This is a genomic window from Saccharopolyspora sp. NPDC002686 (assembly GCF_040295745.1).
Lineage (GTDB): Bacteria > Actinomycetota > Actinomycetes > Mycobacteriales > Pseudonocardiaceae > Saccharopolyspora > Saccharopolyspora oryzae.
Map to the genome: position 1 here is coordinate 1 of NZ_JBEOVY010000144.1, position 18,089 is coordinate 18,089.

Annotated in this window: 17 protein-coding genes, 1 tRNA gene and 1 pseudogene; 13 read left to right on the forward strand and 6 right to left on the reverse strand. The window is 69.1% G+C overall.

Translation table 11 applies throughout. The features are described from left to right. Positions 1-6 precede the first annotated feature (6 nt). Positions 7-1,494 (forward strand): GGDEF domain-containing protein, encoded by a 1,488-nt coding sequence (locus ABTZ89_RS19815; protein WP_351046702.1) that lies wholly within the window; start codon positions 7-9, stop codon positions 1,492-1,494. A gap of 264 nt (positions 1,495-1,758) precedes the next feature. Further along, complete coding sequence (locus ABTZ89_RS19820) at positions 1,759-2,862, forward strand: CDP-glycerol glycerophosphotransferase family protein (protein ID WP_351046671.1); 1,104 nt, start codon at positions 1,759-1,761, stop codon at positions 2,860-2,862. On the opposite strand, the gene ABTZ89_RS19825 is transcribed toward ABTZ89_RS19820, so the two are convergent. Continuing rightward, complete coding sequence (locus ABTZ89_RS19825) at positions 2,849-4,894, reverse strand: tetratricopeptide repeat protein (RefSeq protein WP_351046673.1); 2,046 nt, start codon at positions 4,892-4,894, stop codon at positions 2,849-2,851. The two genes, ABTZ89_RS19820 and ABTZ89_RS19825, sit on opposite strands and share 14 nt — an antisense overlap. 127 nt (positions 4,895-5,021) lie before the next feature. Here ABTZ89_RS19825 and ABTZ89_RS19830 point away from each other — a divergent pair. The 6 genes from ABTZ89_RS19830 to ABTZ89_RS19855 all read left to right on the forward strand — a co-directional run bounded on the left by ABTZ89_RS19830 (position 5,022) and on the right by ABTZ89_RS19855 (position 9,664). Further along, a tRNA-Arg gene (locus ABTZ89_RS19830) sits at positions 5,022-5,094 on the forward strand. A gap of 1,497 nt (positions 5,095-6,591) precedes the next feature. Beyond that, positions 6,592-7,248, forward strand: coding sequence for a YeeE/YedE thiosulfate transporter family protein (locus ABTZ89_RS19835; protein ID WP_270948573.1), 657 nt, complete (start codon positions 6,592-6,594; stop codon positions 7,246-7,248). Next, entirely contained in the window at positions 7,248-7,664 is a 417-nt protein-coding gene (locus tag ABTZ89_RS19840) for a YeeE/YedE thiosulfate transporter family protein (protein WP_270948572.1), read from the forward strand. Before ABTZ89_RS19835 ends, ABTZ89_RS19840 begins: the two co-directional genes overlap by 1 nt. 115 nt (positions 7,665-7,779) lie before the next feature. Continuing rightward, positions 7,780-8,202: an SRPBCC family protein gene (locus tag ABTZ89_RS19845; protein ID WP_351046678.1), complete on the forward strand. Its 423-nt coding sequence runs from the start codon at positions 7,780-7,782 to the stop codon at positions 8,200-8,202. Positions 8,203-8,274: 72 nt separating this feature from the next. After that, positions 8,275-9,111 (forward strand): SAM-dependent methyltransferase, encoded by an 837-nt coding sequence (locus ABTZ89_RS19850; RefSeq protein WP_270948570.1) that lies wholly within the window; start codon positions 8,275-8,277, stop codon positions 9,109-9,111. 58 nt (positions 9,112-9,169) lie between these two features. After that, positions 9,170-9,664, forward strand: coding sequence for a Pycsar system effector family protein (locus tag ABTZ89_RS19855; RefSeq protein WP_270948569.1), 495 nt, complete (start codon positions 9,170-9,172; stop codon positions 9,662-9,664). A gap of 52 nt (positions 9,665-9,716) precedes the next feature. Here ABTZ89_RS19855 and ABTZ89_RS19860 read toward each other — a convergent pair whose 3' ends face one another. Further along, complete coding sequence (locus tag ABTZ89_RS19860) at positions 9,717-10,310, reverse strand: class I SAM-dependent methyltransferase (RefSeq protein ID WP_351046682.1); 594 nt, start codon at positions 10,308-10,310, stop codon at positions 9,717-9,719. Between the two features lie 45 nt (positions 10,311-10,355). Here ABTZ89_RS19860 and ABTZ89_RS19865 point away from each other — a divergent pair, with 45 nt between their 5' ends. Then, on the forward strand, positions 10,356-10,781 hold the full coding sequence (locus ABTZ89_RS19865) for a MerR family transcriptional regulator (protein ID WP_270948567.1): 426 nt from the start codon (positions 10,356-10,358) through the stop codon (positions 10,779-10,781). On the opposite strand, the gene ABTZ89_RS19870 is transcribed toward ABTZ89_RS19865, so the two are convergent. After that, positions 10,775-11,515 carry a DUF6597 domain-containing transcriptional factor gene (locus ABTZ89_RS19870; RefSeq protein ID WP_270948566.1) on the reverse strand — a complete coding sequence of 247 codons (741 nt, stop codon included), beginning with the start codon at positions 11,513-11,515 and terminating at the stop codon, positions 10,775-10,777. The genes ABTZ89_RS19865 and ABTZ89_RS19870 overlap by 7 nt on opposite strands. Positions 11,516-11,577: 62 nt before the next feature. Here ABTZ89_RS19870 and ABTZ89_RS19875 point away from each other — a divergent pair, with 62 nt between their 5' ends. Together ABTZ89_RS19875 and ABTZ89_RS19880 are read left to right on the forward strand one after the other, a co-directional pair. After that, positions 11,578-12,150 carry a TIGR03086 family metal-binding protein gene (locus ABTZ89_RS19875; protein ID WP_351046685.1) on the forward strand — a complete coding sequence of 191 codons (573 nt, stop codon included), beginning with the start codon at positions 11,578-11,580 and terminating at the stop codon, positions 12,148-12,150. 113 nt (positions 12,151-12,263) lie between these two features. After that, positions 12,264-12,596, forward strand: a pseudogene (locus tag ABTZ89_RS19880) (carboxylesterase family protein); the annotation flags it as partial. 35 nt (positions 12,597-12,631) lie between these two features. On the opposite strand, the gene ABTZ89_RS19885 reads toward ABTZ89_RS19880, so the two are convergent. From ABTZ89_RS19885 to ABTZ89_RS19895, 3 genes are all read right to left on the reverse strand, one after another. After that, the gene (locus ABTZ89_RS19885; RefSeq protein ID WP_351046687.1) at positions 12,632-13,783 is read right to left on the reverse strand and encodes a YDG/SRA domain-containing protein; all 1,152 of its coding nucleotides are present in this window, start codon (positions 13,781-13,783) and stop codon (positions 12,632-12,634) included. 128 nt (positions 13,784-13,911) lie between these two features. Then, positions 13,912-15,312: an MFS transporter gene (locus tag ABTZ89_RS19890; RefSeq protein ID WP_351046690.1), complete on the reverse strand. Its 1,401-nt coding sequence runs from the start codon at positions 15,310-15,312 to the stop codon at positions 13,912-13,914. Further along, positions 15,309-16,274 carry a nucleoside hydrolase gene (locus tag ABTZ89_RS19895; RefSeq protein WP_351046693.1) on the reverse strand — a complete coding sequence of 322 codons (966 nt, stop codon included), beginning with the start codon at positions 16,272-16,274 and terminating at the stop codon, positions 15,309-15,311. Before ABTZ89_RS19895 ends, ABTZ89_RS19890 begins: the two co-directional genes overlap by 4 nt. A 164-nt stretch (positions 16,275-16,438) precedes the next feature. Between ABTZ89_RS19895 and ABTZ89_RS19900 the strand changes: the two genes are divergently transcribed. Both ABTZ89_RS19900 and deoC read left to right on the forward strand, forming a co-directional pair. Further along, on the forward strand, positions 16,439-17,332 hold the full coding sequence (locus ABTZ89_RS19900) for a ribokinase (protein ID WP_351046696.1): 894 nt from the start codon (positions 16,439-16,441) through the stop codon (positions 17,330-17,332). Positions 17,333-17,337: 5 nt separating this feature from the next. Further along, positions 17,338-18,089 (forward strand): deoxyribose-phosphate aldolase (deoC, locus tag ABTZ89_RS19905; protein WP_351046699.1); only part of this gene is annotated, 752 nt, incomplete at its 3' end.

The following is an 18,089-nucleotide window of genomic DNA, read 5'->3' on the forward strand; positions in this document are numbered from 1 at the left end:
TCCGATCTGTTGGTCGGCTACTTCCCGGCCCAGGTCCGCCTGGCGCGGTCCTTGCTGGACGCTGGCCGCTTCGCCGAAGCCGACGCGGCCTTCGACGAGCTGATCGCGGTCGGCGCCAACCGGGTCGACGAGCAGTGGGACCGGGCGGCCGTGCTGGTCTCGCGCGCGCACCTGGCGTGGCGGCTGGGGCGCATCCCGCTCGCGCTGGAGCTGCTCGCCGAGGGCTGGACCGCGCTCGACACGAACCACCCGTCAGGTCCGGGCACCGCGCACACCCTCAGCATCCTCGGCTACCTGCTGGAGACCATCGACCAGCGCGGCAACGCGATGGACATGATGACCCTGGCCGTGCAGATCGCCCGGGGCAGCGAAGACAGCGCGGCGTTGGCCCACTGCCTGAACCGCGAGGGGCACTCGCGGGTGTTCCGCGCCGTGAACTGCACGCCGGAGCGCGCCGCAGTGCACTTCGCACGGGCCCGCGATCTCTGCAGCGAGGCGCGGTCGATCGCGCGACCGGGGCTGGTGAAGCGCTCGGCATCGGCCGTTCTCGGACGGGCGCTGGCCGGGGTCGGCGAGCTGGAGGCCGCGGAACGGATCGCTCAGGAAGCGCTCGAGCTCGGCGCTGCCGCCGACGACTGGTTCAGCGGATCGCTGGCCAATTGGACGCTCTCCACGGTGCGCCGCGAGCAGAACCGGCTGGAAGAGGCGCGCACGCTGGCCAGCCGGGCGCTCGAGAGGGCGGAGCAGATCCGGTACACCAACCTGATCAGGCAGTTCTCCCTGGATCTCGCGTCGATCTGCGAAGAGCTCGGCGACCCGGTCGGCGAAGCCGCCGCGCTGCAGCGAACGGTCTCGGCGAGCAACACGGCGATCCGCGTCCTGCAGGCAGGCCTCGGGCAAGCCCTCGAGCAGCGCCGCGTCGCGGTGCAGGCGCAGCGCATGGCCGCAGCAGCGCAGGAGGCCGCGCTGCGCGACCCGCTGACCGGCCTCGCCAACCGCCTGGGACTGGAGCGGCGCGCGCCCGCGCTGCTGGACGCCACCGCCGCGGACGGGCGGGTGCCGTGGCTGGTGCTGCTGGACGTCGACTGGTTCAAGGACGTCAACGACCTCGCCGGGCACACCGCAGGCGACGTCGTGCTGCAAGAGGTTGCACACCTGCTGCGCCGGGAATGCCGCGCCGACGACCTGATCTGCCGCTGGGCCGGGGACGAGTTCGTGGTGCTGGTGATCGGCTCCAGCGAGGAATCCCGCGAAGCCGGGCCGGTGGTCGCCGAGCGCATCCGCGCAGCGGTGCACAACCACGACTGGAGGCTGGTGCTCGGCCGGATCACCAAGGCGCCGACGGTGAGCATCGGCGTCGCGGCGGGCCCGGCGAGCCTGGACAGCCTGTTCGCGGCCGCGGACATCGCTCTGTACCGGGCGAAACGAGCGGGCCGCAACCGCGTGGAGATCGACACGCGCCCGGCGTCCGACCCCTCGAGCACTGCCTCGTGAGCGGCGTCGGTGGCTCTTGCGACCATCGCCGCTCACGCGATCAGCAGCACCCGCCGCAGTACTAGGATCGACCGTCATGCGCACCGCGCGAGAACACTTCCGGACGTCGACGCACCCCTCCCCACCAGGTAAGATCAACGCCGGGAGCCGGGAGCCGGGAGCCGGGAGCCGGGAGCCGGGAGCCGGGAGCCGGGAGCCGGGAGCCGGGAGCCGGGAGCCGGGAGCCGGGCCGGCCGGTGGGACTCCGCCCCGATCGAACGGCGGGTGCTCGGCGTCGTCCGCACCCTGACCGCCCTGGACCGCCTGCTCGACGTGCTGCCGCTGCTGGCCGACGACATGCGGGTGGAAACGCGGTTCACTGTCGCGGCGGGATCTGAGTTCGCGACCAACCTGACCGAGCAGCTGCACCGCTCCGGCGCCCAGGTCGTGGCCTGGGAGGACGTCGGCAAGGACTTCGACCTCGCCATCTCCCCCAGCGGCAACGGCCCGCTGCACGAACTCGAAGTGCCGGTCCTGACGCTCCCGCACGGCGCCGGCCACAACAAGCTCCGCGCCACCGAAACCGGTGTCGCAGAAGAGGTTTCGGGCCTCTCCCGAACGCAGCTCGTGCACGAGGGCCGCGTGGTCCCGGCGGTCATCGGGCTGTCGCACGAGAACCAACTCCCCCAGCTCCGGCGGCAGTGCCCGGAAGCGGTGCCGCGCGCCGAAGTCATCGGCGACCCCTGCTACGCGCGCCTGCGCGCCAGCCTCCCGATGCGGGAGCAGTACCGCAGCGCCCTCGGGGTCGGCGACCGCGAGCTCGTGGTCGTCGCCTCGACGTGGGGGCCGCAGTCCGCGTTCGGCGAATGCGGGGACCTGGCGAAACTGCTGACCGCGGAACTGCCGCCGGATCACCGGACGGCGCTCGTGCTGCACCCCAATGTCTGGACCAAGTACGAGCAGCTCCAGCTCGAGACCTGGCTCCGCACCGCGCTCCGCAACGACCTGGTCCTGGTGCCCCGGATCCGCAAGTGGCAGGCCGCGCTCATCGCCGCGGACGTGGTGGTGACCGACCACGGATCCCTCGCGCTGTACGCGGCGTGCCTCGGAAAACCGCTGCTGCTGGCGGCATTCGGCGACCGCGAGGTGGTACCGGGCTCCCCGGTGGAGCTGCTCGGTCAGCGCGCGAAGCGCCTCGACCCGACCGCGGACCTGCTCCCCCAGCTCACCGCGGCCACCCCGGTCCCGGACCACCAGCAGCTGGCCGAGATGTCCTTCCGGGAAGAACCCGTCCAGCACCTGCGCGAACTGATCTACCGCCGCCTGGAACTCCCCGAACCGGCCTGGCCGGCCCGACCGGAACCCGTCGACCTGTTCACCCCGCGCTGAGCTTCGCCCGAACCCTCTCAGCCCGAGGGCTCTGCGCATCCGTGTAGATCGCCAGTGCTTCGGCGAGGAGTTCCCGCGCTCCGGGGCGTCCGGTCGCGTTGAGCGAGTCGGCCAGCAGCTCCAGCGGCTCGGCGAGGTCGAAGGACGCTCCGCGCTCCCGGATCGCCGAAATCGCCTCTTGCAGCCGGGAAATCGCCTGTTCGTGCTGGCCGAGGGCCTGGTGCGCGCGGGCGGCCGCGACGCGGATCCGGGCGGGAGTTCGCTTGTCCTCGGGGAATTCGGCGGTCCGGTCCAAAGCCGTCGCCAGCACCTGCAGAGCTTCGTCGTAGCGCTCGAGCCCGCAGAGAGACTTGCCGATCAGGTACTCCTGCAGCGCCATGCCGCGCTGCCGTCCCAGCTGCTCGTTGAGCTCACGTGCGCGCTCGAAGTTCGCTACGGCTGCGGCGAATTCCTCACGGGCGTGCAGAACCTTGCCCTGGAACTCCAGCGCAGAAGCCAAGATGCGCCGATGTCCAGCACGTTCAGCTGCCGAAACAGCTTGCGCGCACTCCGCATCCGCCTCGTCCAGCTCTTCGCACTCCACCAGCAGCTGGCCGCGCAGGCTCCGCATCCGCGCTTCGGCGACCAGATCGCCCAGCTCCGTCGCCGACGTGACCGCCAGCCCCAAGGCCGCGAGCGTGTCCGAGTAGTGCTTGTCCTGGTTGTGCAGCGCCCACAGCGGTCCGTCGCAGAGCGCGATCACGTCGACGTGGCGCGCGCTCTCGGCCGCCAACCGGACGATGCCGAGCAGGTTGATGCGCTCGCTCCGCAGCCACTCCAGCCCGGTTTCCGCGGTGAACGGGTTCTCCCCGTCCAGATCCTCCTCGACGACGCGGAGCCGGTTGGGCGGCGTCACCGCCCGATCCGCGTAGCCGCCCTGCCTCCGGTACCAGGCGAAGAGGCGCTCGACGGCGTCGTCGGACTGGCCACCGTCCACTTCGAGGGTCTCCGCGGCGTGCTGGCCCACCAGGGCGTGGAGCAGGAACTGCTCCTGATCGTTCTCTTCCACCAGACAAATCCTGTGCAGCTCGGCGAGATGGGTTTCGGCGTCGATCTCGTTGAGACCGGCTAACGCCGCCACCGCCCCCACCGGCAGTGCGAACCCGCGCCAACGCCCCAGCAGCGCGTACAGCCCGGCTTCGGCGCGCGAGAGCTGCGAGACCAGGAGATCCAGCTCGGAGAACGCCTCGCGGAAGTGCTTGCGCCGTCGGCTCTGCTCGGACAGCTCCTGGACCGCGCGCGCAATGCGCCAGGAGGTCCGCCGGTTCAGCAGGCCGACCATCACGTGCAGCGCGATGGGCAATCCACCGCACTGCTCCACCAGTTCCCGAGCCGCGTCGGGCTCGGCGTCGACGCGCTCCCGCAAGTTGTTCCGCCGCAGGTAATCGATCGCGTGCTCCCGCTCGAGCGGCTCCAGCCGAATCGGCTCAACGCCGTCCGCGACGAGTTCAGCCCCGTCCTGGTGGCTCGTGCACAGCACGAAGCTCTCCTCCGACGCGGGCAGCAGCTTCACGACGTCGTCCAGCTCGGCCACGTTGTCGAAGAAGAACAGCACCTTCTGCTGCCGGGTCCGGCTCCGCAGCAGCGCCAACTTGCCGCTCGTGGCGCGCGGGATCCGGTCCCCCTCTACGCCGAGCGAACGCAGGCAGTGGTCGACGGCGTCGTCCAGCCCCCACCGCCCGAGCTCGAAGTCGAACGCCACCTGCCCGTCGGTGAACACGTCGATCTTGCGGTGCGACCAGTGCGCGCTCAACGCGCTCTTCCCGACGCCGTGGATCCCGCTGATCACCGCGCACCCGGCCCGACCGCGCCGCGGCTGGTCGAGCAAGCTGTCCAGAACGGCCACCGGATCTTCCCGATCGACGAAGTGGACCGGCGCGGCAAGCCATTGATCACGATGCTCGGCTGGTCCTTTGGCGTGCATGTGCACGTCCCCGTGGATCGTGCCGGCCTGCACCAGGTTGTCGACCGACCCGTGGTTCACGTTGCCCATACCCCACCCCAGAGGCGTCGAACGGTAACGATCACCTGACGATACGCGACGGCCCCCGGCCCGCAGGTGCGATCGACAACCCCACCACGTGTCGGCCCCGAACCCGCCCCAGGTACGCTCCAGTCAGGCCCTCGTAGCTCAGGGGATAGAGCACCGCTCTCCTAAAGCGGGTGTCGCAGGTTCGAATCCTGCCGGGGGCGCAAAACCGCTGGTAAACGAAGCGGGGGCTGATCCAGTTCTAGATCGCCCCCCGCCTTTGCGCCGGGCCTCCGGCTGCATGTTCGCCAACGCCTCGGCGGCCGAGCTGCTGGCGATCCCCCTGGTTCATGCACACGTCCCGGGTCGTCGTGCCTCGAAGGTTCCCGGGGTTCTACGCATTCGCGGATTCCCGGGGCGGCAAGATCTCGGAGGCGGTTACGTCGTCGTTCTCGTAACGAGTGCCGACTTTCTCGGAACGCCATGATTCCAGCCGTCGAAGGCACTGCCGCAGCTCTTCTGCGCGCATCGCCCAGTCTCGACGACTTTCACGACTGCACTCCGGGCTGGTCATCATATTTCTCGCGAAGGAAAACCGTTCGTAGAGGTAGGCCAAGGCCGTGTCATCGTGGCTGGCCATTGAAACTCCCTTGCTTCGATGAAAACGACCACCCGCGTGGCCACACTGAGGAACCTGCGGCGTTACTTTCTGCAACATCACGCGTGAGATCCACCAGGTCTATCGGACTGCCGGATGAGGCGTTACGGATGACCGTTCAAGCCCGGCATCGCGCATTGCCCCCGCCATGCCAGCAACCGACCACTTCGCCAGCGGAACACCATCTGACCAGCAAATATGCCCACCGAGGCGGAGACCAGCGGCACAACCAAGCGCTGCGAAATAGGACCAAAACCCCATTTCTCGACATCGATTCGAGAACGCTCTCATCAAGGTTGGATAACTAAAATCGGTCGGCATTTTGATTGCTTTCCGCAGGGTCCCGAGAACTCCGCTGGTCACGATATTTTTCTGATTAAAATTCACCTTTTTTCGGGCGGCGTTACGGGAGTAACGAACTGGCCCACCTGCGGGATTAACGCGCGGAGGGAGGATGGCGTCACGGTGTGTTCGCACAACGCGACGCTATGCGGTCACTGATCGGGTACTGCAACGAACAAAGACGACAAGACCGCGCCGCGCCGCCTCCCCGTCCTGGCGGTGTGCGCCGGTCAGATCGGAGCGATATGGGCTGCTCCCACGCCCGGACATGCCCCCTCTTCCCGCTGTTGAAAGCAAGCTTGCGCGGCTGGCGCGAGTCCTACTGCGACAGCGATGAGCGCTGGCGCGAATGCGCGCGGCACAAGTTGGCGTCCAGAGGCCAGCTCGTGCCGATCTCCCTGCTGCCGAACGGCGCCGACGTCGGGCACATCCGGAAGGCCGCCGAACGGTCCGCGGCTGCCGAACCGACACCGCCGTCGCCTCTCATCTCAGGGGCGAACGGAACTGCGGCGTGGTTCGAACCCGCCCCGAAACCGGAACCGGCCAGGCCTCGCGACACGCCGGCTCAGCCGCGCGAACCCGCGCCGGCCCCGCAAGTCCCGAGAACCCCACCAACCCCGAACACTCCACCAGCCCGGGACCGGGGAACACCCCCGAGGCGACCGCAGGGCTCGAAACGCCGCTGGTGGACCCGCATTGCCGAATGGATGAGAGGCCCCTCATGAGCACCTATTGGCCCTGGTGGGCCGGCGCGATCGGGCTCGCCCTGGTCACCATCAACTACACGCTGATCACGGATCGGTCCTTCGGGGTGTCCTCGGCGTGGGATCGCGTCCTGCACTGGCGCGCAGAACGCCGCATCGAACGGCAGGAAGCGCAGTTCGCCGACGACCGCGCGCTCGAGGAGGCTTTCGCCGCGGCGACCGCCGCGGAGTTCGGAACCAGCCCCGGAGCACCCGCTCGGCCGGATGCGATGCTCGGCGACACGCAGCCGCACGCCGCGGCCGTCGAGCCGACGGCGGACGAGACGGGCACGACCACGCGCGTGCGCTCGGCACCGCTGGTCACCCAGGCCGCCCTGCTCCTGTCGATCTTCATCGGCGGATACGTCGCGGCCGTCAACGCGGGCCGGTTCCAGGTCCGCTACGACATGGGCGCAGGTTTCCGCCAGCTCGTCACCAACGATCCGTACGTCATGGTCGGCGTGCTGTTCGTCGGAGGCATCCTCGTCGGCTTCGGCACTCGTCTGGCCGGAGGCTGCAGCTCCGGGCACGGGCTCAGCGGCTGCGGCCGGCTGCGCCCGGTCAGCCTCGTCGCGACCGCTGTCTTCTTCGGCACCGCCGTTGCCGTGTCGTTCCTGCTGTGGAAGGTGATCTGATGCGCACTAGGGGCGCAGTGCTCGTCGCCAACATCATCACCGGGTTGGCCCTCGGTTACGTCGTCACCAACATCGGATTCGGCGACTACGCCGAGCTGAACCGCATGTTCACCTTCCAGGACCCGCGCATGCTGTACGCCTTCGCCGGGGCCGTGGCGATCATCGTGGTGGTCTTCGCCGTGGTGGGTGTCCGCCGCACGCCGGGGCGCATCCACGGTGGCGTGATCCCCGGGGCGGTGCTGTTCGGCACCGGCTGGGCGATCTCGGGTGGCTGCCCGGCGATCCCGATCATCCAGGTCGCCAGCGGATACCTGCCCGCGCTGGTCACGATCGCGGGCGTCATGGTCGGGATCTGGCTGTGCCGCTGGGTCAACGCCAGGTTCTTCCGCCTCGACCGCGGTTCCTGCGGGCTGTAGCGGGACCTCCACGAGCCCGATGCGGGGGCCCGGTCCTGGACTGGGCCCCCGCATCCTGTCGTTTTCCGGATCGTGCGCGGTGATCGGCAGTACGGTGTGCGCGAGGAGGGTGGACATGCGACATGAGACCACCGTGACGATCTCCGCGCCGCCGACCGAGGTGTGGACCGTGCTGGCCGATGTGCCCGGCTGGCCCGGGTGGACACCGACCGTCAGCTCGGTCGAGGCGTTGGACGGGGAGCTTCGGGTCGGGCACCGGTTCCGGGTCAAGCAGCCGGGGGTTGCCGCCGCCGTGTGGGACGTGGTCGAAGTCGAGCCGGGCTCGTCGTTCTGCTGGGCCACTCGCTTCGCTGGCGGGCGGATGGTCGCCTCGCACTGGATCCGGGCCACCGACGGGGGCAGCGCGGTGCAGCTGCGGATCGACTTCACCGGCGGTCTCGCCCGGCTGCTGACGCCCCTGGTGTCCGGCCGCATCCGGCGGTTCGTCGAGACGGAGGCCGCATCCCTGAAACAGGCCTGCGAACAACCAACCCGCTGACCGAGCACTGGCTCCCTCACCCCAGCGCTGCGGGGGTTGCTTCGCCTTCGGGGGCTCGGCAATCATTCCGCTGTGACTGGTGACAAGGGCGATCCCCGGTTGGCGGCGATGGCGGACATCCACGGCGCGGTGGACATCGAATCGCCCAACGCGGCGCGGATGTACGACTACTACCTCGGTGGCGACGCGAACTTCGCGGCCGATCGGGAGGCCGCCGAGAAGTTCCTCGCGATCGTGCCCACCGGCCGGGAGTGGGCCGCCGCCAACCGCGGGTTCCTCGGGCGCGCGGTGCGGTTCATGGTCGAGCAGGGCATCGACCAGTTCCTCGACCTCGGGTCGGGCATCCCGACCGTCGGCAACGTGCACGAGATCGCCCACGCCGCGAACCCCGCCGCGAAAGTGGCCTACGTGGATCGCGAACCGGTCGCGGTCGCGCACGCCCGAGCACTGCTCGGCAGCACTCCGCAGGTCACCGTCACCCAGGCCGACATCCGCGACCCCGAAGCCGTGCTGAGCGCTCCGGGCGTCGCCGAACTGCTGGACTTCACCAAGCCGGTCGGCCTGCTGGCCATCGCGATCCTGCACTTCGTGAGCGACGACGACCGCCCGGCGGACATCGTGAGCCGCTACCGCGCGGCCTGCGCACCGGGCAGCTACCTGGCGCTGTCCCACCTGTCCCCGGTGACCTTCACCGACGACCAGCTCTCCGGCGGCCACGCGGTCTACAACCGCACCTCCACCCCCGGCACCCTGCGCACCCCGGAGCAGATCGCCGAGCTGCTCACCGGCTACGAACTCGTCGACCCGGGCCTGGTCCTGCTCCCCGAATGGCGCCCGGACACCCCCGTCGCCCCCGACGCGGCAGCCCGGACCAACAGCTACGCCGCCGTCGGAATCCTGCCCGGGTGACGCAGCGGCCGGTGCGAAAGCCCGTCGAGAACGGGCTTCGGTGCGCCATGATTCCGGTATGAGCGAACCCGAGGTCGATGCGACGGTCGATTCGGAAACGGTGGAAAGACTCCTCCAGGACGAGCTGAGCCGTGGCGACGCGGCGCTGGCTCGTACCGAGACCAAGACCAGCACCCTGCTCGCGGTGTTCAGCCCCATCCTCGCCGTCGGGATCGCAGTGCTGCCCCGTGCCGCCGCACCGCTCGCGGCAGTTCTGCTGTTCTGGGCCGCGTTGACGCTGCTCGCGCTCGCCTTGCTGCTCCTGCTGTCGAGCGTGCGGCCTCGGCTGCGGCGGAGCGGTTTCACCACCTACGAATCGATGACCGACGCCGAACTGCTGCGCCACTTCACGCGCATCGCGGACGATCCGCAGCGTTGGCATCGCGAGCGCCTGCTCGTCGTCGCGCAGGTCGGAGCGAAGAAGTTCAAGCTGCTGCGCACGGCGAGCCTGCTCATCATCAGCGCGCTCCTCCTCGCGATCGCCGCAGCCATCGCCTCCGCAACCTTGACCTGACACCCGTGAGTGGTTTGTGGGGCTATAGCACCAGAAAGTGCTCACGAGCGTCTCAGCGAGCCAGCCAGGCGGTGAGGCTGGTCAGTTCGTGGCGGGCGGTGGTAGTGAATCGCTTGCCGAGTTCCTGTTCGATCCGGGTGAGCTGGTCTTCCCGGAGGGCTTGGCTGCGGGCGATGCGGTTCGGGTGCGTTCCGCCGTGCCAGGCGATCAGGAGTCGGCCGCCCGGTCGGGTCACGCGGCGGAGTTCGTCCAGGCCCCGTTCCAGGTTCGGCCAGATGGCCACGTTGTTCACCGAGACCGCGCAGTCGAACTCCGCGTCGCGGAAACCCGTCCGCTCGGCTGTTCCCGTTCGCACCTCGATCCGCTCATCTGCCCGGCGCCGGACGAGGTCGCACATCTGCTGCGAGGGATCGACACCGCAGATCCGCTTCGCCGACGTCCGCCGGAGCCTGCGGATCAGCCCGCCGGGTCCGTAGCCGACCTCCAGCACCACCTCGCCGGGCCGGACGTCGAGCAGGTCCACCACGTCCTGCTGCTCGTTCAACCACAACATGATGCGACCGGCGAACCACCCGCCCAGACCGCTCGGCAACGCGAACGGCGACCGGGTCGGCTCGCTCCTGGACCAGGGCTTCACGGTTCCCATGCGTCCAGCCTTCCGCTTCAAGTCGGGTTGAAGTCAAATGGGGGCATGGACCTGATCCCGATCGGCGAAGCCGCTGAGCGCCTCGGCGTGCGGACGTCGACGCTGCGCTACTACGAGGAGCGCGGTCTCGTGCGGCCGGCGGGGCGGGTGCGGGGAACTCGGGTCTACGGCAGGCCGGAGATGCGCCGGCTGGCGTTCCTCCAGATCGCGCTGAAGCTGGGGATCCGGCTCGACACGGCCGCAGCGGTGCTGGACGAGTCGAGCAGCGAGTGGCGCGCCGTCGTCGGCGAGCAGATCACCGAGCTGGAGGAGCTGATCGAGCGGGCTCAGGGCGCCAAGGACTTCCTCGCCCATGCGCTCAAGTGCCCGGCGGAGCACCCAGCGCGCGAATGTCCGCACATGACGGGCACTCTCGATCGACTGGCCGACGGGATGCCCTTCGACCAGCTGGCAGCGGAGATGCGTCAGTAGCGCTGGGCGTGGTGGGTCGGGGGTTCGCCGAAGAGGGATTTGAAGTCCCTGGTGAGGTGGGCTTGGTCGGCGTAGCCGAGTTCGGCCGCCACCGACGCCCAGTCCAGCTCCGCACCTCTCGCCATCCGCTCGGTGACCTCGTGCAGGCGGTAGCGGCGGATCACCCACTTCGGGCCGATGCCCACGTGCTCCGCGAACAAGCGCTGCAGCTGCCGGATGCTCGTGCCGAACTCCCGCGCCAGCGCATCGACCCTGGTGATCTCGGGTTTCGCGGCGATCATCGCGACGATGTCCGCCGCCTGTTCCGCTCTCGGATCCGGTTCGGGTGCGTGGGCTCGCAGGAGCTGCTCGACGGCTGGGACGTCAGGTGCCGTCAATGCCGGGCCGAAGACCTCGCGGGCGTCGATCGTGCGGTCGGTGATCGTCGAAACCGGTGCGCGCAGGAACGGGCGGAAGCAGCCGGGCCGGAACGCCACGCCGAGCACGCTGCTGCGCCCCGACAACACCCTGACCTGGTGCCCGCTGGAGACGCCGGTGATCGTCGCGCGGCCGTCCTGGAACGTCAGGTGCACGTTCGGGTAAGGCACGATCAGCTGCCGGTACGGCTCGGGGTAGTCCCAGGACACGACCCAGTAGCGCGCCACGTACCGGGCCAGGTCCGGCGACGGCTCGGGGAAGGAGTGCCGCTGGAAATCCCGCCACGCGCCACCGAGTTCCCGCACGTCCCTGGCCACGGACGGAGTGTATGTCGCGTTCCTTCAAGACACCGCCGTCCAGCGGTGGTTGGCTGCGAGCCATGTCCGAAGCACAACACCTGAGCAGCGCAGCATCGGCCCTGGCCGGGGTCGTCGCAGGCATCGAGCCCGGCCAGCTCACCGCGCCCACGCCGTGCACCGAGTACACCGTGCGCGACCTGCTGAACCACCTGCTGTTCTGGGGTCCATCCCTGGAAGCCGGTGCCCGCAAGGAAGCCGTCCCGCCGCCCGCTGCCGCCGAAGCGGACGTGGACCTCACCGAAGGCGACTGGCAGCAGGCCGTCGCCCAGCAGCTGGACCGCACAGCGCGGGCCTGGAGCACACCCGGCGCGTGGACCGGGACGACGCACATGGGCGGTCCGACCGAACTCCCGGCTTCGCTGGTCGGCGGGATGGTCGTGCTCGAGTTCGCCGTGCACACCTGGGACCTGGCGAAGGCGACCGGCCAAGACCTGGCGCTCGACGAAGCCCTCCTCGACTACGCCCGCGGAGTCGCAGCCGAGACGGCGGACCAGGGCCGCCAGCTGGGCGTGTTCGGCGCGGCAGTGGCGGTCCCGGAGTCGGCGCCCGCGCTGGACCGGCTCCTCGCCCTCACCGGCCGGAACCCCGCCTAGACATCGGTATCCGGCACCTCCGCACGTCGGCTACCGCGCATCGACCGAAGTTCGATGTGCCCGCTCCCCGCCCGGTCGTAGCTTTCCTGATCTCGAACGAGAGGGGAGCTCCGATGCGAGTCGGGAAGTGGTTCCAACCGCTGGCGCTGGCCGGTCTGCTGACGGTCAGCGCCTGCGCCGAAGCACCCGGCGCCGAATCCGACGGCACTGTGGTGCGGACCGAAGGCGGCGCGCTGCAAGGGTCCGAAGCCGACGACGTCCGCAAGTTCCAAGGGATCCCGTACGCCGCCGCACCGGTCGGCGAGCTCCGCTGGCAGGACCCGCGACCAGCCGCCCCCTGGAGCGGCGAGCGGGACGCGACGAACCCGTCACCGGCCTGCGTGCAGAGCTCCGCCCAGCTGCCACGCGACACCTTCTCCGAGGACTGCCTCTACCTCAACGTCACCGCGCCGGCCAGTGGTGGCGGGAAACCGGCAGTCGATCAGGCGTGTATCGACCGGTGGTATGCGAGGTACTCGCCATCGATCCGGTGGCTGTCGTCGACGCGCAGTTGGACATCTTCCCCGCTGCGGGAAACTGTCAGGTCATCCGCGATCAGGATCGCGCCCTTGTCGAAGAGGACGTGGCAGTTCGCGCAGAGGCACAGGATGTTCTCCGGGACGTCCGGTCCGTTGTGCGGAGTTCCCAGCGGCTTGATGTGCGCGCCTTCTGCATAGGCGTAGGACCCGATCTCCAATCGCACAGCGCAGACCTGGCACCGGTAGTCGTGGATCCTCTTGACGCCTTCCGCAACTCGGGTCGATCGAACGATCCGCTGCTGCTTGATGACGCGCCGCCCAGGGTTTTCATTTCCCTTTGGCAGTTGTTGTCCCACCACCGGCGTCTCGAGGTCCGCCGCCGATGAGCCGCTGCCGCACTTCTCCAAGCGGTAGCGGCAAATTCGGTACCCGCGAACTCCCTCTCCGAGCCACGCCTCCACTACGTTGAACAGCCCGTCGTACCGGTAGCCCTCTGCCTTGCTCCCGCGGATCACCCGTACTGGTTCACCGGTGAACATGCTGGTGCGCAGGGCAGCGTTCTTCGTGTCTTCGAAGGTCTGGTGGTCGATTTGCCGCCCTTTGTTGTCTTGCCCGCCGCGGCCGGTGTAGATGATGACCGTGCCGTGGTCCTCGTCATCCTCGTAACCTCCGGAAAGGACGATGGACTCCGCGCCTCGGTCCTTGGTGCCCACGATCCCGTCTTGCAGCGCCCGGTGAACGTCAGCGTCGTACAACTCCCGCCGACCCGCGAAAACTCGGCCTTCTTCGACCCCGGTGACCTCCCCGAAGTTGACGGCCTCGACCAACGCCCTGGCCACCGTCGGTTGGACGGCCGTCAGACCGAAGGAGCTCATCAGCTCGGTGATCCTCGCCTCCCCCGTCGTGAGCTGCTTCAGGTCGACCGGGGATCCAGTGGCGATTTGGTGCGCACCCGCGACGATCGGGGCGACGTCGTAGAGATTCCGACCTTCGACGATCGCCAGTTCCTTCGAAGGCTTGGCGTCGTACTTCCGGCAGAATTTCCGCTGCCCCAGCTCATCGTGTTCCGCCATCGCGGCGATGACGGCGTCCCTGGTCAAATCGCGAAGCCCCATGGGCTCACCCTAAAGAGCGAACACCCCAAACGGGTGGAATTGCTCCAGCCCGGCGACGTCTACCGTGCCGCATGCCAGGGCCACGTCATCCCGGCGGTTGGACTGGCGTCGATTTTTCGATCAATCGCTCAGACCTTCTCTGCCGAACCGGCCTTGCCGGGGAGGACGAAGGAGGCGAGGAGGGCTGCTGCGGAGATGATGGTGGCTGCGATCAATGCTGTTGTGAAGCCTGCTGGGTCGGTGGCTCCGTCGGGGGTGCCTTTGGATACCAGGCCGGACAGGACTCCGATTCCTACTGAGGCTCCGAGGTTGAACATTGTTGCGTTTAGGCCTGGGAGGATTCCTGGGGACTCCGTGGGAGCGTAGATGACTCCCATGCCGTTCAACGCCGTTGCTGCGCAGGCCGCGTACGACACTCCCATCAGGGCTACCAGGAGGAACAGGAGCCAGGGGGAGTTCACCGCGAAGATCGTCAACGCGATCAGCGCTAGGTTGCCCACTAGGCCGATGCGGAGCATGTTTCGGTAGCCGATCTTCGGTGCCAGGGTGCCGGCCAGGGGCGCCAGGATCCAGCCCGCCAACGCGTACGGCATCAGGAACATCAGGGCCGTCATTGTTCCGTCGTAGGCGAAGCCTGCCGTGGCGTTTTGGGCCAGGGTTGGGTAGACGAAGGTCAGGACCGCGAAGATCGACGCCATCGTGCAGAACGTCGTCAGGAGGAGGCCCCAGACTCCTCTGCTCCGCAGGGCTCGGAGTGGGAGCAATGGGTCCGCCTGGTTTCGCTCCACCAGCCAGAACAGCGGGAGCAGAGCCACACCCACCACCAGGCACACCAGCGGCCAGGTCGCGAACCAGCCCATCGTCGGGCCGAGGGTCAGCCAGGCGTTGATGCCCAACAGGGCCAGGCAGATCACCGCTGCTCCGCGCCAGTCCATGCGGGTGCCCGTGGGGGTCGAGTCCGGGACCCAGGTCGCGATCATCGCCACCGCGATCACCTCCAGGACGAAGGTGAGGCCGAAGATGCCGCGGAAGCCGATCGTGTCCGTGATGACTCCGCCGAGGAGGGTGTCCACGCCGGCCACCCCGCTGTTCACCGCCGTCAGGATTCCCAGGTAGCGGCCGAACTGCTTGGTCTCGAGGATGTCGCGGAGGGTCAGGATGCCGAGGGAGATCGTTGCGCCGCAGGCTCCTTGGAGGGCTCGGCCGGCCATCAGGACCTCGACGTTCGGGGCCAGGGTTGCGATCAGGCTGCCGGTCGCCATCACCGCGATCGAGCCGAACAGGACCCGGCGGCGGCCGATGATGTCGCTGTAGCGGGGCAGGACCACACCCGCCAAGCCCGCCACGAACAGGAACACCGTGGCGCTCAGGCCGATGGTGCCCACGTCCGTGTTCAGCGACTTGGCCATGTCGTCGATGGCCGGCGACAGCATCGTCGCGTTCATCTGGAAGCTGGCCACCGCCACCAGCAGGGCCGTCAGCACCAGGGGCGGGCGCACGTCGGTGCGCCGGGAAGCAGTCGTGGTCACGCCATCTCCCGGGACACGGTGGTCTGGGTGGCCAGGAGGTTCTTGATGTAGGCGTAGAACGCCGGGGCGTCGATCTCCTCGATCACCGTCGCGTTCGGCTCCAGGCCGTGCACGCCCCAGGACATCGCCGCATAGCCGCGGGTCAGCTCACCTGCCGTTTCGACGTCCACGTGGTAGCGGGCGCTGCGGGTGACCAGCTCCGGGTGCAGCAGGACCGCGGCGGTCAGCGAGTCGGGGTGGGTGGTGCCGTCGATGCCGACGCTGCGGTCGAATTCCAGGGTCGCCGCGCAGACCTTGGTGAAGAAGTCGCCCAGCGGGGTGCCCAGGGCCGCGATCTCGTCCAGCTTCGGCTGGTCGAACACCGCCTGGTCGAGGGTCAGCGGGGCCCACGGGACCACGACGATCTCGAAGCCCGCCGCGAACACCGTCTTGGCCGCCTCGGGGTCCACGTAGAAGTTGAACTCCGCCGCCGCGGTGATGTTGCCGCGGGCGTTGTTGGAACCGCCCATCACGTAGAGGGTCTTGACGTTGCGGACGAAGTCCGGGTCCTTGACCACCGCGGTCGCGATGTTGGTCAGCGGGCCGATCGCGACGATCGACAGCTCGCCGGGGTTGTCCGCGGCCAGCCGGATCAGCGCGTCCACCGCGTGCTCGGCTTCCGGGGCGCAGCCGGTCAGGTCCATCGTCAGGCCGCCCGCGCCGTCGCCGTGCACGTTCTCCGCGCTCTCCCACGGGCGCACCATCGGGCGGCGGCAGCCCAGGTGGATCGGCACCTCGCCCAGCCGGCCGGCGACGTTGCAGGTCAGGTGGGCGTTGCGGACCTGGTGGTCGAAGTCGACGTTGCCCGCCACCATCGTCACGGCGCGCAGGTCGGCGAGCGGGTCGAGCAGGCCCGCGAGCAGGGCGATGCAATCGTCCTGCGCCGTGTCGGTGTCGATCACCAGCGGGGTGGATTCGGGCATGACGTCTCCTGCGCGAAGGCCTATGTTCATTGATTTGTTCACTCGACGGAACCGCACGTACTGTAGGTCTACCCAGATAGCACGTCAATCGGGGACTCCTGCGCGGTTGTTTGAACCGTCGCATATGACATATATGTACACTGTTGTACATTCAGGGAGGTGCCATGCGGATCGCTGTCGTGGGCAGCTACGGCACGGGCATGACGATGCGGGCCGACCGGATCCCGGACCGCGGCGAGACGCTGGGCGACGCCGCTTTCTCACTCGGACCTGGCGGCAAGGGCTCCAACCAGGCCATCGGCGCGGCCCGGCTCGGCGCCGAGGTCTCGCTGCTGACCGCGGTCGGCGACGACGTGCTCGGCGCGCAGGGCCGCGAGCTCTGGCGACGCGAAGGCGTGGACGCCGGCGCAGTGGCCACTGTGGACGCTCCGACCATGACCGGCGTGATCCTGGTCGAGCAGGACGGGGAGAACCGGATCATCGTCGCGCCCGGCGCGCTCGACCTGCTGACCCCGGCGCACGTCGCCGGATTCGCCGAGGTCATCGCGGCCGCGGACCTGCTGATGGTCTGCAACGAGATCCCCGCCGACACCGTCGCCGCCGCGCTGCGCACCGCTGCCGAGCGCGGCACGCCGACCCTGTTCAACCCGGCTCCCGCCCGCGACCTGCCGCAGGACGTCGCGGCGCTGGTCGACGTCCTCACCCCGAACCTGACCGAAGCTCAGGTGCTGACCGGGCTGGACACCACCGACCCCGACGTCCTGCTGGACGCGCTGCGCCAGCGGTTCACCGCGAAGATCGTGCTGACCTGCGGCACCGACGGCGCGCACGTCGAGGACGGCGTCGAACGCGCGCACATCGCACCGGTTCCGGCCACGCAGGTCGTGGACACCACCGGCGCCGGCGACGCGTTCAACGCCGCGTTCGCCGTGGCCTGGTGCCGCGGCTGGGACCTGCGCCGCGCGGCCCGGTACGCGGCCGCTGCCGGAGCTTTCGCCGTGGCCCACCACGAAGTGGTCCCCGGCCTCCCCCACCCCGAAGACCTCGAAGAAAGGTGATCGACGTGTCCGCATACTCGGCCGCCGAACCGGCCTCGCTCGCCCCGTTCATCCAGCACACCGCCATCGAGATCGGCCTGACCCGCGAAGACCTGGTCCGGCACTGCGAGGAGTCGGTGCAGTACGGCTTCAACGCCGCGATGGTCCCCGCCTCCTGGGTTCCGCTGGTCGCCGAGCGGCTGCGCGGCAGCGGCGTGAAGGTCGCCAGCGCGCTGGACTTCCCCACCGTCGGCTCGATGACCACCGCGGGCAAGGCCGCCGAGGCGCGGGCGATCGCCGAGGCCGGCGCCGACCAGCTCGACATGGGCGTGCAGGTGGGGTGGCTGCGCAGCGGCATGGAGCAGGAGTTCCGCGACGACATCGCCGCCGTGGTGGAGGCCGCCGGGATCCCGGTCAAGGTCATGCTGGAGCTGCCGAAGTTCACCCCGGCCGAGCGGGAGCGCGCGGTGCAGCTGGCGATGGACGCCGGCGCGGCGTACCTGAAGAACGCCAGCAGCGGCGCGGTCGAGATCGCCAACCCGGACAGCATCGCCTACCTGGCCGAACGCGTCCGGCCGGGGGTGCAGGTCAAGGCGTCTGGTGGGATCAAGACCGCTGAGCAGGCCGTGGCGCTGCTCGACGCGGGGGCATCGCTGCTGGGCACCAGCGCGGGCATCGCGATCGTGACCGGTGATGCGCAGCGTCGACGGGACCAAGGTCCTGTCCGCGGCAGGACCCTCGTCCGGGGGAATGAGGGCCCTTGCCTCTGCGGAGTTCC